Below are 16149 nucleotides of genomic sequence, written 5' to 3' on the forward strand. Positions count from 1 at the left end.
TTGGTCCCCACCAACCGGCTCTCGGTACGGGACCTCGTGATGCACGGTGACGCCCCGCGCGACGTGCTCGCCGACCCCAAACTGGAACGTGACCCCTCCATCGCCCACCAGATCTACGCGCTCGCGGCGCCCCAGCCGCGCGACGTGTTCGTGGTGGCGTCCCAGTCCGGCATCAACGGCTCGGTGGTCGAGCTGGCGGCGCTGGTCACCGAGCGCGGTCACCCGTTGATCGCGGTCACCTCGGTCGAGCACACCGCACGGGTGGCGCCACGGCACCCGTCCGGGCATCGGCTCGCCGACCTCGCCGACGTCGTGCTGGACAACGGCGCGCCGTACGGCGATGCACTGCTGCCGCTCGAGGGCGGCGGCGCGGTCTGTGCGGTCTCCTCGGTCACCACGGCGCTGCTGGCGCAGCTGCTGACCGCGGAGGTCGTACGACGGTTCCACCAGGCCGGAGAGGTACCCCCTATCTACCTCTCCGCCAACGTCCCCGGAGGGGACGAGCACAACCTCGCCCTCGAGTCGGGGTACGCCGGACGTCTCCGGCGTACCGCATGACCCGAATTCCACAAGGAGAGACGACGATGTCGATTACCCCCGAACACCCGGCCGCACTCGACCGTCGCACGGTGCTGCGTCGCGCCGCCGCCGTGGGCATGCTCGCCACTCCGGCCATCGGCCTGCTCGGTGCCTGCGCCACCAGCAGCAACGACGGCGACAACGAGCAGGTCGCCGGCGGCACGAAGAGCGAGAAGAACCCGCTGGGCGTCAAGGAGGACGCCGCGATCGAGGTGGTCATCTTCAACGGTGGCTACGGCGAGAAGTACGCCACCGACGTGCACGAGCCGCTGTACAAGAAGGCGTTCCCCAAGGCGGAGGTCAAGCACCAGGCCACCCAGGCCGTCTCCACCGTGCTCCAGCCGCGGTTCGCCTCCGGTAACCCGCCGGAGTTCGTGAACAACTCGGGCGAGAAGCTGATGGACTTCGGCGCGCTCGTGGCCGACGGTCAGCTCCAGGACCTCACCGAGCTGTGGGACGCGCCGTCGGTCGACGACCCGGCGAAGAAGGTCCGCGACACGGTGGTGCCCGGCACCATCGAGGCGGGCTCGTTCAACGGCAAGCCGTACGTCCTGTACTACGTCTCCACGGTCTTCGGCATCTGGTACTCGGGCAAGCTGTTCAAGGACAACGGCTGGGCGCCGGCGAAGAACTGGGAAGAGTTCATCGCCCTGCTCACGGCCATCAAGGCCAAGGGCATCACCCCGTACGGCTACGCCGGTGCGAACGCGGCCTACTACCAGTGGAACGTGATCCTCACCCACGCCGCCAAGATCGGCGGCGTGGACGTGCTGAAGAACATCGACAACCTGGAGGACGGCGCCTGGCAGCAGGACGCCGTGAAGCAGGCGGCCACCGCGTGGGCCGAGGTCGGCGCGAAGTTCAGCGACAAGAGCTTCGAGGGCCTCAAGCACACCGACGTGCAGCTGCGGCAGAACCAGTACAAGGTGGCCCTCTACCCGAGCGGTGACTGGCTGGAGGGCGAGCAGAAGAAGGACACGCCGGCCGGCTTCGACTACCAGCTCATGCCGGTGCCGAGCATGTCCGCCTCGGACAAGCTGCCGGCCACCGCGCTGCGGGCCACCGCCGGTGAGGGCTACTTCGTCTCGGCGAAGAGCAAGAACCCCAAGGGTGGCCTGGAGTACATGCGCCAGATGCTGTCCAAGGAGGGCGCGAAGGGCTTCACCGAGGTCGTCAAGGCCCCGACCGTGGTCCCCGCCGGTTCGGAGGGCTTCGCCTTCCCGCCCGGCGTGGCCAGCTCGCAGGCCGCGCTCAAGGCGGCCGGTCAGGACGTGTTCAACCTGTACTTCGACGGCTGGTACAAGGAGCTCGACACGGAGGCGCGGACCGCCACCAACGAGCTGATGTTCGGCCGGATCAACGCGGACGCCTTCGTGGAGCGGATCCAGAAGCGTGCCGACGCGATCAAGAAGGACAGCTCCGTCGCCAAGTTCAAGCGCTGATCGATCGGAGCTAGGGTCATGCGGCACGGCAAGTATCCATTCGTGATCGGGTTCCTGTTCGCCCCGGTCGCGCTGTACGTGACATTCGTGATCTGGCCGTACGCGCAGGCGTTCCAGATCTCGATGACCAACTGGCGGGGGCTCTCCGCCCCGCAGTGGGTGGGCTTCGACAACTACCGGAGGTTGCTCGACGACGGGGCCTTCTGGAAGGCGGTCCAGCACCACGGCGTACTGCTGCTTGCCCTGCCGCTGATCACTATCGCCATCGCCCTGTTCTTCGCCTTCCTGCTCAACGTGGGCGGCAAGAGCAGCGGTGGTCAACGCCAGGGGGTCTGGGGGGCGAAGTTCTACCGGGTGGTGTTCTTCTTCCCCCAGGTCCTGGCGGTGGCCATCATCGCGGTGTTGTTCCAGATGGTGTACCGGCCGAACGAGTCCGGTCTGATCAACGGCGTACTGATGAAGTTCGGCCTGGAGCCGATCCTCTTCCTGGTGAAGCCGAACCTGGCCCTCTGGTCGATCATCGCGGTGCTGGTCTGGCAGGCGGTCGGCTTCTACGTGGTGCTCTTCTCGGCGGGGATGGCCTCCATTCCCGGTGAGATCTACGAGGCCGCCGAGATGGACGGGGCGTCGAAGGTGACCCTGTTCTTCCGGGTCACCCTGCCGCTGCTGTGGGACACCCTCCAGGTGGCCTGGGTCTACCTCGGGATCGCGGCGTTCGACGCGTTCGCCATCGTGGCGGTGCTCTCGGTGGACGGTGGCGGCCCGGACGGCGCCACCACAGTGCTGGCCATGGAGATCTACCGCAACGCGTTCGTCTACTCGAAGTACGGCTACGCCTCGGCGATGGGCGTGGCGTTGTTCTTCCTCACCCTCACGTTCGCGGCGCTGACGCTGCGGCTCACCAAGCGGGAAAGCGTGGAGTACTGATGAATCCGCAGTCGACGCTGCCGCCCCCGGCGGCGCTGCCGCCGAAGACCGGTGACCCGTCCGCCCCCGCCGGGCCGGGGCGTAAGGGCCCCCGCTCGGAGGTACGGTTCTTTGCCAGCCTGGGGCACGTCGCGCTCGCCGTCTGGGCGGTGATCGTGATCGTGCCGATCCTCTGGACCTTCCTCGCCGCGTTCAAGAACACCAGCGAGATCTTCAGCAGCCCGTGGACGCTCCCGGCGGAGCTGCGCTGGGAGAACTTCTCCCGGGCCTGGACCAAGGCGCACGTCGGGCGGTACTTCCTGAACAGCGTGATCGTGGTGTCGTGCAGCACCTTCCTCACCATGCTGCTCGGCTCGATGGCCGCGTACGTGCTGGCCCGCTACAAGTTCTGGGGCAACCGGGCGGTCTACTTCCTCTTCGTCTCGGGGTTGGCCTTCCCGGTCTTCCTGGCTCTGGTGCCGCTCTTCTTCGTGGTGAAAAACCTGGGTCTGCTGGACACCCACACCGGCGTGGTGCTGGTCTACACCGCGTACTCGTTGCCGTTCACCGTGTTCTTCCTGGCGGCGTTCTTCAAGACGCTGCCGTCGTCGGTGGCCGAGGCGGGGATGATCGACGGCTGTGGGCACAGCCGACTGTTCTTCCAGGTGATGATGCCGATGGCGAAGCCGGGCCTGATCAGCGTCGCGATCTTCAACATCATCGGTCAGTGGGCGCAGTACCAGCTCCCGTTGGTGCTGCTCTCCAACGCCAAGGACAAGTGGGTGCTCACCCAGGGCATCGCCGACATCTCGGTCAACGCCGGCTACGAGGCGGACTGGTCCGGGTTGTTCGCCGCGCTGACCATCGCCATCCTCCCGATGATCCTCGTGTACGCGCTGTTCCAGCGGCAGATCCAGGCCGGCCTCACCTCCGGTGCGGTGAAGTAGGGCGTCTCACCGCTCGTCGACGCGGGTGTGCCAGGAGCGCCACAGGGCCGCGTACGCGCCACCGGCCGCCACCAGCTCGTCATGGCTGCCGATCTCGGTGATCCGGCCGTCCGCGAGCACGGCGACCCGGTCGGCGTCGTGCGCGGTGTTGAGCCGGTGCGCGATCGCGATGACGGTCCGTCCGGAGAGCACCGCGGCCAGCGCGCGCTCGGTCCGTCGGGCAGTGGACGGGTCGAGCGCCGCTGTCGCCTCGTCCAGGATCAGCGTGTGCGGGTCGGCGAGCACCAACCGGGCCAGCGCGAGCTGCTGGGCCTCGGCCGCACCGAGCTGACGGGCCCCGTCGCCGAGCGGGGTGTCCAGGTCGTCGGGGAGCGCGGCGAACCAGTCGGCGCCGACCGTGGCGAGCGCGGCGCGCATCTGGTCGTCGGAGGCGTCGGGCGCGGCGAACGAGAGGTTGTCGCGTACCGAACCGATGAAGACGTGGTGCTCCTGGGTGACCAGGGCGATCCGGCGGCGGCGCTCGGCCGGGTCGAGGTCGGTGACCGGGCAGCCGCCGATGCTGACGACACCCTGCCGTGGCGCGTCGATCCCGGCCAGCAGCCGGGCCAGTGTGGACTTGCCGGCGCCGGACGGGCCGACGACGGCCAGCCGCTCGCCGGGCTGCACCTCCAGGTCGATGCCGTGCAGCACGTCCGGCCCGTCGGAGTAGGAGAACCGTGCCCCCCGCACGACGAGCCGCTCACCTGGGGACGAGGCCGTCGTGCCGGGTGGTTCCGGCGGAACCATGCCGACACCGAGCACCCGGGCGTACGACGCGAAGCCGCGTTGCGCCTGCTCGGTCCACTGCAACAGGCGGTCCAACGGGTCGATCGCCTGTTGCAGGTAGAGCGCGGCGGCGACCACCGCGCCGAGCGACACCATGTCCCGGGCCAGCAGGTAGCCCCCGACGAGCAGGACCATGGCGACCGGCAGCGGGTAGCTGGCCTCGACGACCGAGAAGAACACGGTACGCAGCGCGAGGGTCGCCCGACGGGCCCGCCACACCAGCGTGACGCGGGTGGTGCCGTGGCGGACCCGCTCGTCGGCCAGCCGCAGCGCCTCCACCGTGCGGGCGCCCTCGGCGGTGGTGGTCAGCGTCTCGGTCAGCTCGGCGGCCGCCGCGCCCTCGGTGAGGTACGCGGAGCTGGCCCGGCGCAGATACCAACGGGTCACCGCCACGATCGACGGGAGCCCGGCCAGCGCGGCCAGCCCGAGCAGCGGGTGCAGCAGGAAGACCGCACCGAACAGCAACGTCAGCTGCACGGTGGCGATGACGATGGTGGGCACCACGTCGCGCACCGTGCTGCCGACCGTCGACACGTCGACGGAGCTGCGGGTGGCCAGGTCACCAGAGCCGGCGCGCTCGACGACCGAGACCGGCAGCCCGAGAGTCCGGGAGACGAACTGCTCGCGCAGTTCGGCGACGGCCCGTTCGCCGAAGCGGTGGCCGGCATACTGGGCGTATCGGGAGAGCAGGGCACTGACCAGGACACAGCCGGCGATGGCCAGTGCCAGCCGGTCCACAGTGGCCACGCCCGCGCCCGCGGCGACCCGGTCGACGATGGTGCCCAGCAGCCACGGCGGGGCGAGCCCGGCGACCGCGGCGGCGCTGTGCAGCGCCAGCACCACCCCGACGGCGCGCCGGTGTCGGCTGATCATGTCGCGCAGGGCCCGTCGGACGGGGGCGCGGTCGGCCACCGGCAGGCGGCTCACCGGTACGCCTCCTCGCTGCCCCGGGCCACCAGGTGCCGGTAGGCCGGGTCGCTGTCGAACAGGTCGGTGTGGCTGCCGGTGCCGGTGACCCGGCCGGCGCTCACATGCGCGACCAGGTCGGCCCGGCCGAGCAGCAGCGGTGACGTGGCGATCAGCACGGTGGTCCGCCCGGCCCGGGCGGTCCGCAGCCGCTCGGCGATCCGCGCCTCGGTGTGCGCGTCCACCGCCGACGTCGGGTCGATGAGGATCAGCACCTCCGGTTCGCGGTGCAGCGCCCGGGCCAGGCGCAGCCGTTGGCGCTGGCCGCCGGAGAGCGTCCGGGCGCGGGCGTCGATCGGGGTGTCCAGCCCGGCGCGCAGGGCGTCGACGACGTCCTGCGCGGAGGCGGTTCGCAGGGCCGCGCCGATCCGCTCGTCATCGTCGTCGGCCCCGGCGCCAAGGATGTCGCGCAGCGTGCCGGCGAACAGGTACGAGTCGTGGTCGGCGACGAGGATCCGGGCGCGGACCTCGTCCAGGGCCACGTCGCGCAGCGGCACACCGCCCCAGGTGACACCGCTGACCACGTACCGGCCGAGCCGGTCGGCCAACGCCACGGCCGTCGCCGGGTCGTCCACCGCCACGCCGGTCAGCGACCCGGCGCGCACTGTCAGCCCGGTCACCGGGTCGTGCAGGTCGGCCGGGCCGTCCGGCGCGGCCGGGCCGTCCGGCGCGGCCGGGCCGTCCGGCGCGGCCGGGCCAGGTGGCCGGCGTGCCTCGGGCACGGAGCCGGGCCGGCGTGCCTCGGGCCGGCGTGCCTCGGGCGTTTGATCGGGCCGGCGTGCCTCGGGCGTGGAATCGGGCCAGCGGCGACCAGGTCCACCGACGTCGTCAGGTGTCACGTTGAGCAGGTCGGCGATGCGCCGGGCGGCGACCCGACCCCGGATCAGCTGGTGACTGCCCTCCAGCAGAAACCAGACCGGCACGATCAGGGTCGCCACGTAGCCGTAGACGGCGACCAGTTCGCCGATCGTGACGTCACCGGTCACCGCCATCCGGGCGGTCAGCCACACCACCGCCGCCAGGAACAACCCGGGGATGGCGACCGTCGCCGCGTCGATCCAGCTGTTGACCGCGCCGACGCGGTAGCCCTCGGCGCGCAGCTCCTGGGACCGGGCCGCGTACCGTCGGGCGAACAGGTCCCGACCACCGACCCCGGCGAGCACCCGCAGCCCGGCCACGATGTCACCGGACCGGGCCGTGAGCGCGCCCTGTTGCCGCCGGTAGACCGATTCGGCCCGCTCCAGGCGACGCAGCAGCGGTCCCACGACCAGACCGACCACCGGCACCCCCACCAGCACGCAGAACGCGAGCATCGGGGAGATCGACCAGAGCACCACGGCGATCACCCCGTACGCGACGACCGCGCCGACGCCCGGCCCGGTCAGCGTCAGCACCTGCGCCGTCCAGTCGATGTCGGAGCCGCCGATGGTGGACACCTCGCCCGCGCCCACCCGGCGGGGCAGCACCGCGCCGATCCGGGACAGGTGGCGCAGCAGGACCTCCGCCGAGCGGGCCTTGGCGTCCTCCCGGATGAAGGTCATCGTGCGGTGCCGCATGATGCCCAGGTAGGACAGGCCCACGCCGGCGACCACGATCGCCGCGACCCAGAGCGCCAGCGCGCGGGTGTCGCCGGTGCGCAGCCCGTCGTCGACGGCCCGGGCGATCAGATAGGGCCGGGCCGAGAGCCCGATCATCCAGGCCGTGCCGAGCAGGCTGCCACGCAGCACCCGCCAGGGTTGGCAGCGGACCAGCCACCACAGGTAGCGCATCGGACCACGGGTGTCGGGGGTGCCAGGATCGGGATGCGGGATCTGCGGAGGCACCTGATCACGCTACCGACCGGCTCCGACACCGCACCGACCCGAATCCGGTGAGGTGCGCCTCCGTTTCTGTCGGACGAAAGAGGCAGAATCACGTTCGTGCTGGTGGCGGTGGTGTCCGACGAACGCGGCGGGGGAGTGCTGTGCCCGCTGGACGAAACTGTACAGCAGTGCGGCCCGGAGGAGGCCGTCACCGATCTGGTCGCCGCGGTCGCCGCGCGCGAGGCCGCAGAGCGCCCCCGCTGGGTCTGGGCGACCGCCTCGGCGGTCTATCCGCCGCTGCTGCGCGCCGGCGTCCGGGTCGACCGGTGTCACGACGTGGAGTTGACCGAGGCGTTGCTGCTCGGCCACGCGGGCCGCTGGGGCGAGCCCCGCTCGCTGGCCGCCGCCTGGGCCCGGCTGACCGGCGCGGCGGTGCCGCCCGACCCGCCGCCGCGCGCCGCCGCACCACCCGGGCACGGGCAGGGCGCGCTCTTCGACACCCTGCCCGGTCCGCCGGGGCCGGGCATCGAGGCACTGACCCGGGTGTACGCGGACCAGCTCGCCCGGGTCGCCGGGACCGAGCACCCCGGCCGGTTCCGGTTGCTGGTGGCCGCCGAGTCGGCCGGCGCGCTGGTCGCCACGGAGATGGGCGTCGCCGGGCTGCCGTGGCGTGCCGACGTGCACAACGAGATCCTGCACGAGCTGCTCGGTGAGGCGTCCCCGGTCGGTGGGCCGCCCCGTCGACTTGCCGAGCTGGCCGCCCGGATCGCCGACGCCCTCGGCGTACGCGGCCTGCACGCCGACTCGCCGGCCGAGCTGCTGAAGGCGTTCGCCCGGGCCGGGGTGGAGCTGCCCAACACCCGGGCCTGGGTGCTGCGCGGGGTGGACCATCCGGCGGTGCCGCTGGTGCTGGAATACAAGGAGCTCTACCGGATCTGGACGGCGCACGGCTGGGCCTGGCTCGACCAGTGGGTGCGGGGCGGCCGGTTCCAACCGGAGTACGTGCCAGGTGGTGTCGTCTCCGGCCGGTGGGCCACCCGGGGTGGTGGCGCGTTGCAGATCCCCAAGGTGATCCGGCGGGCGGTGGTGGCCGATCCGGGTTGGCGGTTGGTGGTCGCCGACGCCGGCCAGTTGGAGCCCCGGGTGCTGGCAGCGGTCTCCGGCGACGCGCGGTTGGCGGCGGCGGGTGGTGCCGGCGACCTCTACGCCGCGTTGGCCCGGGATTCGTTCGGTGGCGACCGGGCGAAGGCCAAGGTGGCCCTGCTCGGTGCCATGTACGGGCAGACCGGCGGGGCCGCGGTGCCCGCGTTGGCGGTGCTGAAGCGCAGTTACCCGACGGCGTTCGGTTACGTCGAGGCGGCGGCGCGCACCGGTGAGACAGGTGGGTTGGTGCGGTCGTGGCTGGGGCGGACGTGCCCGCCCGGCTCGGCCGGGTTCGGTGAGCTGGGCGACGAGACCGCCGATCCGGAGGGGCCTGCCGATCCGCAGAGTCCACGGGCGCGTGCCGCGCGGTCGCGGGGGCGTTTCACCCGCAACTTCGTCATTCAGGCCACCGCCGCGGAGTGGGCCTCGACGTTGCTGGCGACGCTGCGTACGGAGTTGTCCGGCACCGACGCCGAGTTGGTGTTCTTCCAGCATGACGAGGTGGTCGTGCACGCGCCGGCGGGCCAGGCCGACGCGGTCGCCGAGGCTGTCAGCCGCTGCGGCGAGCGGGCCTCGGCGCTGCTCTTCGGTGCGACGCCGGTCCGGTTTCCGCTGGATCTGTCCATCGTCGACTGCTACGCCGACGCCGCCTGACCCGCGAGCGTACGCCGACCGTCGGGACACCGGCCAGGTCCGCGCCGTCGGGCGACCGCCGCGCCCTCGACGACCGGCACCGTCCGCTGCGTCGGGAGATGCCGGGCGTGTAACGGTTGTGCTATTTCTCCTTTTCGCCCCGCCACCCTCGGCTGGCCGTCCTCGTTGCAGTGTCCGTAGGAGGGGACGGATCTGTCACGGTCCGTTCCGTGCTGGAGGGGGCGCAGCTGAACCGGATCGCAGGAATGATCATCGCCGCAGGCGGAGGACGACGGATCGGTGGTCCCGAGGCGCTGCTGCACCAGGGGGGAAAGCCCCTGGTCAATCAGATGATCGACACGATGACCGAGGCGGGCTGCGAGCGGATCGTGGTCGTCCTGGGTGCCGCCGCCGACCAGGTCCAGGAGACCGCTGACCTGGGCAAGGCCACCGTTGTGATCAACAAGGCGTGGGGCACCGGAGTCGGCTCGTCCATCCGGGCCGGTCTGGCCGCGATGGACGACGACGGGATCGAGGCGGTGGTGGTGGTCCCGGTCGACATGCCGGGCCTGACCGCGACGGCGGTCCGGCGGGTGGCCGCGCTGCCGTACCCGGACGTGCTGGTCTGCGCCACCTACGACGGGTTGCGCGGCTATCCGATGTTGTTCGGCCGCCGGCACTGGCCCGGCATCGCCACCCTGGCCAGCGCCGACGTGGGCGCCCGGCCGTACCTGTTGGCGCACAAGGACCAGATTGTCGACATCGCCTGCGACTCGGTCGCCGACGGCAGCCGGATCGACACCCCGGAGCTGATGGATCTCTACGGCCTCACCGTCCCGCCGCAGCGCGTCGGGGTCTGAGGCGGCAACAGCCGTGGAAGCCCGACGGTAGGCGTTGCGTCGCGCTTCCCGGAATGCGTGATGCCTGTGAGGCATCAAGATGACTCACAGGCATCACGCTCGTCAGGACATGGCCGCAAGCTCGGTGCGGGCGTGGCGGGGTACTTCAGTCCTGCGCCGAGTCCAGCTCTCCGGTGGCGGCGAGGCGCTGGTACCAGTGGGCGCTGTCCTTCCAGGTGCGTACCTGGGTGTCGTAGTCGACCCGGATGATCCCGAAGCGACGGTCGTAGCCGTAGCCCCACTCGAAGTTGTCCAGCAACGACCAGACGAAGTAGCCGCGGACGTCAGCACCCTGGGCGCGGGCGTCGGCCATCGCGCCAATGTGCCGACGCAGGTAGTTGATCCGCCGCTCGTCGTGGATGCGGCCGTCGGCCGACACCACGTCGTCGAACGCCGCGCCGTTCTCGGTGATCATCATGGGCTGGTTCGGGTATTCGCGGTGCAGGCGCAGCAGCAGCTCGGTCAGCGCCGGCGGGTCGATGTTCCAACCCATCGCCGTGTACGGGCCGGGCTGCGGCAGGAAGTCGACGTCGTCGGCGGCGACCCACGGCGTGGAGGTCGACGCGCCGTGCCCGTCGGCGTCGGAGCGGGCCGACACCCCGTCCCAGGCCCGGACCAGGGTGCTGGAGTAGTAGTTGACCCCGAGCACGTCCAGCGGTACCGCGATCAGCTTCTCGTCACCCTCGCGGACGAACGACCAGTCGGTGACGGAGGCGGTGTCGGTCAGCAGGTCGGCCGGGTACGCCCCGTCCAGCATCGGGCCGAGGAACGCCCGGTTCGCCAACGCGTCGATCCGCCGGACCGCGTCCTGGTCGGCGGCCGAGTCGGAGGCACCCCGGACGACGTGCAGGTTCAGCGTCACCGACAGCTCGGCGGACGGGGCCAGCTCCCGGACCACCCGGCCGGCCAGGCCGTGCGCGAGGTTGAGGTGGTGCACCGCTGCCAGCGCCGCCGCCGGCTCGGTGCGACCCGGCGCGTGCACCCCGGAGGCGTAACCCAGGTACGCGGAGCACCACGGCTCGTTCAGCGTCGTCCAGGTGTGCACCCGGTCGCCCAGCGCACCGACGATGCCCGCCGCGTACTCCTGGAAGCGCAACGCGGTCTCCCGTGCCGCCCACCCGCCGGTGTCCTCCAGCTCCTGCGGCAGGTCCCAGTGGTACATGGTGGCCACCGGGCGGACGCCCCGCTCCAGCAGCCCGTCCACCAGCCGCGAGTAGAAGTCGATGCCCGCCTGGTTGAACCGGCCCGAACCGCCCGGCTGCACCCGGGGCCAGGAGATGGAGAACCGGTACGCGCTGAGCCCGAGGTCGGCGATGTGCCCGAGGTCGTCGGCCCACCGGTGGTAGTGGTCGGCGGCCACGTCCCCGGTGTCGCCGTTGAGGGTCCGGCCGGGGGTGTGGCTGTAGGTGTCCCAGATGGACGGGCCCCGCCCGTCCTCGGTCGCCGCACCCTCGATCTGGTACGCCGCCGTCGCCGAGCCCCAGATGAAGCTCTCCGGGAAGTGGTGTCGCGTCATCGTTCCGTCCCCTGGATCTCGCAGATGTAGCCCGTCGAGGTGCCGGCGACCAGTTCGGCACTGGCCGTCCCGCCCTCGTAGCGCACGTCGAACTCGGCGCCCGGTCCGTCGCCGGGTGACGGTACCCGTACCCGGACCCGCTGCCCGTCGGTCGGTGCGTACAGCCGCAGCCGCACGTCGTCGGCCCACTCGTAGTCCGGTCGGTCGGTGCGCGAGCCGAACGGGATGACCGCACCCGGGCGGGCCAGCACCGGCAGGCTGTCGAAGCCGTACTTCTCGGTCACCCAGGTCGGGCCGGTGACCTGCGCGCCGGTGACCAGGTGCGTCCAGGTGCCGGCGGGTACGTAGTACGTGACGTCGCCGTCGGCGCTGAGCACCGGCGCGACGAGCACGTCCGGGCCGAGCATGTACTGCCGGTCCAGGTGCGCGGTCGCCGGGTCGTCCGGGAACTCCAGGAACATCGGCCGCATCATCGGCGTTCCGTCGCGGTGCGCGTCCTCGGCGGCGGCCGCCAGATACGGCATCAGGCCGAGCTTGAGCTGGGTGAAGTGCCGCAGCACGTCGACGGCCTCGTCGTCGAAGGCCCACGGCACCCGGTACGAGCCGGACCCGTGCAGCCGGGAGTGCGAGGAGAGCAACCCGAAGGCCACCCACCGCTTGAACACCGCCGGGTCGGGAGTGCCCTCGAAGCCGCCGATGTCGTGGCTCCAGTAGCCGAAGCCGGACGCCGCCAGGGACAGCCCGCCGCGCAGCGACTCGGCCATCGCGACGAACGTCGACTCGCAGTCGCCGCCCCAGTGCACCGGGAACTGCTGCCCGCCGGCGGTGGCCGAGCGGGCGAACAGCACCGCCTCGCCCTTGCCGCGCTCGGTCTCCAGCAGTTCGAAGACCGCCTTGTTGTAGAGGTACGAGTAGTAGTTGTGCATCCGCTGCGGGTCGGAGCCGTCGTGCCACACCACGTCGGTCGGGATGCGCTCACCGAAGTCGGTCTTGAAGCAGTCGACGCCCATGTCCAGCAGCACCTTGAGCTTGCCGGTGAACCAGGCGACCGCGTCCGGGTTGGTGAAGTCGACCAGCGCCATGCCGGCCTGCCACTTGTCCCACTGCCAGACCGAGCCGTCGGGGTTGCGCACCAGGTAACCGGCCTCGCGGCCCTCCTCGAAGAGGTACGAGCGCTGCGCGATGTACGGGTTGATCCAGACGCACACCTTCAGGTCGCGTTCGTGCAGCCGGCGCAGCATCCCCTCCGGGTCGGGGAAGGTCGCCGGGTCCCAGACGAAGTCGACCCAGTGGAACTGGCGCATCCAGAAGCAGTCGAAGTGGAACACCGACAGCGGCAGCCCGCGCTCGGCCATCCCGTCGACGAACTCGGTCACCGTCTTCTCGTCGTACGAGGTGGTGAACGACGTGGACAGCCAGAGGCCGTACGACCACGCGGGGATCCGGGCCGGCCGGCCGGTGAGCGCTGTGTACCGGCGCAGCACGTCCTTCGGGTGGGGCCCGTCGATGACGTAGTAGGTCAGCGACTGGCCCTCGACGCTGAACTGGGTCTGCGTGACGACCTCGGAGCCGACCTCGAACGACACGTGCTCCGGGTGGTCCACGAAGACCCCGTAGCCGGCGCTGCTGAGGTAGAACGGCACGTTCTTGTAGGCCTGCTCGCTGGCGGTGCCGCCGTCGGCGTTCCAGATGTCGACGGTCTGCCCGTTCTTGACGAACGGGCCGAAGCGCTCGCCCAGCCCGTACACCGTCTCACCGACGCCCAGGGCGAGCCGTTCGTGCACGTGCCGGCGGCCTTCGGCGTCGGTGACGACGCCGATGCTGCGCGCCGTGGACGAGGTGACCAGCCGGTCGCCGTGCAGGAAGTCGACCCGCCACCCGTCGATGAGCGAGACCCGTGCGGTCAGCTCACCGGTGGTCAGCGTCGCGCTGAGCCCGGTGACGTCGACGGTGACCGGGTGCGTCTCGTCGGTGCTCAGCCCGAAGTGCGGTTCGCGGGGCAGCCCTCCGGTGTGGTGGGCGATCGTCACCCCGATGACGCCGGGGGCGGGGGAGAAGAACCGGACGGTGACCAGGGGACGGTTGAGGGTGTCGCCGCGTCCGGTGATCTGACCGGTCGGCGCGAAGACGGTGAAGCCGCGCTCGTCCGGCTCGACCGACTCCACGGTGCCGGGGCGCAGGACGCTGACGCCGGGGCGCAGCTGCCAGTACCCGTCGGTGAACTTCACTTCTCGGCTCCTGCCGTGATACCGCGCGCAAGGGTGCGCTGGAAGATGAGGAAGAAGAGGATGGCCGGCACCAGGCTGATCAGCGCGCCGGCGTTGGTGGTCGGGGCGTCCATCAGCCGGTCGCCCTGCAACGACGCGAGCGCGACCGGGATGGTCTGCGTCTGGTTGTCGATCAGCATGACCAGCGGGATGAGGAACTCGTTCCACGTCCAGATGAAGAAGAAGATGAGCAGCACCGCGAGGGTGGGCCGCAGGTTGGGGAAGACCACCCGCCACAGCACCGTCCACTTGCCGGCGCCGTCCAACGCGGCGGCCTCCAGCAGCGAGCGCGGGAACGTGCTCATCACCGAGGCGAGCAGGTAGGTGCCGAACGCGCTCTGGATCACGGTGAAGATGATGATCACCGAGAGCTGGGTGTTGTAGAGGCCGACCTGCTTCGCCACGTAGTACAGCGGGTAGATCAGCGCCTCCTGCGGCAGCATGTTCGCCAGCAGGAAGAGACCGACGATCCACAGCCGGCCACGGACCCGGCCGATGCCCAGGGCGTACGCGTTGAGCAGCGACACGGCGACGCCGAGCACCGCCACCGAGCCGGCGATGATCGCCGAGTTCCAGAACTTGAGCGGGAAGTTCACAGTGGTCCAGTAGGTGCGCAGACCCTTGGTGTAGAACTCCGTCGGCCAGCTCAGCGGCCCGCTCGACGAGTAGTCGCCGGGCGACTTGAACGCGTTGAGCAGCATGAACGCGAACGGCACCAGCATGACGAGCGCGCCGAGGAGGACCAGGACGAGCACCACCCAGCGGCTGACGCCGCGGTGGTGTCGGTCGCGTACCGGCCGGGCCGGCTTCACCGGCGCGGTGCTCGGTGTGAGCATGACGGCCATGTCAGAACCCCCGGTCCCGGCGCTCGCTGCGGGCCTGCATCCAGATGAAGATCCCGGCCACCACCACGATGATCAGGGTGAGCACCATGGAGATCGCAGAGCCGTAGCCGACCTGCAGCTTCTTGAAGAACGTGTAGTAGGCGAAGTACGACGGCACGTTCGTGGCGTTGTCCGGGCCGCCCCGGGTCAGGGCGAAGATCGGCCCGAACACCTTCAACGCGGCGATAGTGCAGGTCAGGGCCACCACGAAGGTCTCCGGCCGGATCTGCGGGAGGGTGATCGCCCGGAACCGGTGCAGCCAGTTCGCGCCGTCGACCTCGGCCGCCTCGTACAGCTCGGGGTCGACCCGCTGCAACGCCGCCATGAACACGACGACGGGGTAGCCGATCTGCACCCAGATCATCACGGCCATCACGGCCGGCAGGGCGGTGCCCGGGTCGCCGAGCCAGTCATGGCGGAGCGCGCCGAGACCGACCGCGTCGAGGAGGCTGTTGAACGCCCCGTCGGGGCGCAGGATCCAGCCCCAGACGATGCCGGCCACCACGACGGGCAGCACCTGCGGCAGGTAGAACGCGGCCCGCAGCGCGGCGGCGGTGCGGGGCTTGAACCGGCGGCCGATGACGTCGAAGAGCACCGCGGCCAGCAGCAGACCGAGCACGGTGGGCACCACCACCATCGCGACGAGCATCCAGACGGTGTTGCGGAACGACGCCCAGAACACGTCGTCGTGCAGCAACTGCTGGTAGTTGTCCAGGCCGACCCACCGGGGGTCGCCGATGCCGGACCACTTGGTCAGCGACAGGTAGAGGGTGCCGAGAAGCGGCGCGCCGATGACGAGGAGGAAGAGCGCCGCTCCGGGGAGCAGGTAGAGCCAGTACGCCGCGTTGCGGCCGCGGCGTCGGCGGCGGGGCACGGGCGGAGTGGGGGCCGCGGCCGGCGGTGTGGCGGCGACCGTCTCGGAGACTGCCATGGAAGATCCTTCCCGGCGGGGCGGGCGGGCGCGCCGGTCGTGCCGGTCACGCCCGCCGCTCGCCGTGTCACTTGCCGGTGATCTCCTTGACGCCATCGGCGTACGGCTTGGCGATCGTGTCGAGGACCTGGTCGGGCGACTTCGAGCCGTTGATCAGACCCTGGAAGCCGGAGACCAGCACGTCGTAGTAGCCGGGGACCGGCCAGTCCGGGTAGAAGGCGAGCCCGTCGGACTTGCTGACCGTGTTGAAGTCCTCGATCAGCTTGCGGTCCTTCGGGTCGGTGATCTTCGACGCGTCAGCGGCGACCGGAACACCACCGTTGTTGCCGATCAGATCCTGGATCTCCGGGCGCAGGGTGATGTCGATGAAGTCGTACGCCAGGCTCTTGGCCTTGCTGTTCTCCGGGAC

Annotated in this window: 12 protein-coding genes and 1 pseudogene; 6 read left to right on the forward strand and 7 right to left on the reverse strand. The window is 70.8% G+C overall.

The window, feature by feature from the left end:
• The 4 genes from KBX53_RS04430 to KBX53_RS04445 form a co-directional block, all read left to right on the forward strand.
• A partial coding sequence (locus tag KBX53_RS04430; protein WP_210857891.1) for a sugar isomerase domain-containing protein occupies positions 1 to 558 on the forward strand: 558 nt, incomplete at its 5' end.
• Between the two features lie 26 nt (positions 559 to 584).
• A complete protein-coding gene (gene ngcE, locus KBX53_RS04435; protein ID WP_210857892.1) occupies positions 585 to 2021 on the forward strand; it encodes an N-acetylglucosamine/diacetylchitobiose ABC transporter substrate-binding protein in 1437 nt (478 codons plus the stop codon).
• A gap of 18 nt (positions 2022 to 2039) precedes the next feature.
• A complete protein-coding gene (locus KBX53_RS04440; RefSeq protein ID WP_030337778.1) occupies positions 2040 to 2948 on the forward strand; it encodes a carbohydrate ABC transporter permease in 909 nt (302 codons plus the stop codon).
• Positions 2948 to 3874, forward strand: coding sequence for a carbohydrate ABC transporter permease (locus KBX53_RS04445; protein WP_030337779.1), 927 nt, complete (start codon positions 2948 to 2950; stop codon positions 3872 to 3874). The genes KBX53_RS04440 and KBX53_RS04445 overlap by 1 nt, the downstream gene beginning before the upstream one ends.
• A 6-nt stretch (positions 3875 to 3880) precedes the next feature.
• Here the strand turns inward: KBX53_RS04445 and KBX53_RS04450 are convergent, their stop codons facing one another.
• Positions 3881 to 5572 (reverse strand): ABC transporter ATP-binding protein, encoded by a 1692-nt coding sequence (locus tag KBX53_RS04450; protein WP_245233777.1) that lies wholly within the window; start codon positions 5570 to 5572, stop codon positions 3881 to 3883.
• A 50-nt stretch (positions 5573 to 5622) separates the two neighbouring features.
• A complete protein-coding gene (locus KBX53_RS04455) occupies positions 5623 to 7488 on the reverse strand; it encodes an ABC transporter ATP-binding protein (RefSeq protein WP_210857894.1) in 1866 nt (621 codons plus the stop codon).
• 66 nt (positions 7489 to 7554) lie between these two features.
• On the opposite strand from KBX53_RS04455, the gene KBX53_RS04460 reads away from it, so the two are divergent.
• Positions 7555 to 9264, forward strand: a complete 1710-nt coding sequence (locus tag KBX53_RS04460) for a bifunctional 3'-5' exonuclease/DNA polymerase (protein WP_210857898.1) — start codon at positions 7555 to 7557, stop codon at positions 9262 to 9264.
• Between the two features lie 245 nt (positions 9265 to 9509).
• Positions 9510 to 10103, forward strand: a complete 594-nt coding sequence (locus tag KBX53_RS04465; protein WP_030337783.1) for an NTP transferase domain-containing protein — start codon at positions 9510 to 9512, stop codon at positions 10101 to 10103.
• Between the two features lie 145 nt (positions 10104 to 10248).
• On the opposite strand, the gene KBX53_RS04470 is transcribed toward KBX53_RS04465, so the two are convergent.
• The 5 genes and pseudogenes from KBX53_RS04470 to KBX53_RS04490 all read right to left on the reverse strand — a co-directional run.
• A complete protein-coding gene (locus tag KBX53_RS04470; RefSeq protein ID WP_210857895.1) occupies positions 10249 to 11658 on the reverse strand; it encodes a GH1 family beta-glucosidase in 1410 nt (469 codons plus the stop codon).
• On the reverse strand, positions 11655 to 13886 hold the full coding sequence (gene yicI, locus KBX53_RS04475; protein WP_210857896.1) for an alpha-xylosidase: 2232 nt from the start codon (positions 13884 to 13886) through the stop codon (positions 11655 to 11657). Before yicI ends, KBX53_RS04470 begins: the two co-directional genes overlap by 4 nt.
• Entirely contained in the window at positions 13883 to 14770 is an 888-nt protein-coding gene (locus KBX53_RS04480; protein WP_210857897.1) for a carbohydrate ABC transporter permease, read from the reverse strand. Before KBX53_RS04480 ends, yicI begins: the two co-directional genes overlap by 4 nt.
• Before the next feature lies 1 nt (position 14771).
• Positions 14772 to 15740 carry a carbohydrate ABC transporter permease gene (locus KBX53_RS04485; RefSeq protein ID WP_030337787.1) on the reverse strand — a complete coding sequence of 323 codons (969 nt, stop codon included), beginning with the start codon at positions 15738 to 15740 and terminating at the stop codon, positions 14772 to 14774.
• A gap of 67 nt (positions 15741 to 15807) precedes the next feature.
• A pseudogene (locus KBX53_RS04490) lies at positions 15808 to 16149 on the reverse strand (carbohydrate ABC transporter substrate-binding protein); the annotation flags it as partial.

It is taken from the genome of Micromonospora sp. M51, assembly GCF_018070305.1.
GTDB lineage: Bacteria > Actinomycetota > Actinomycetes > Mycobacteriales > Micromonosporaceae > Micromonospora > Micromonospora parva.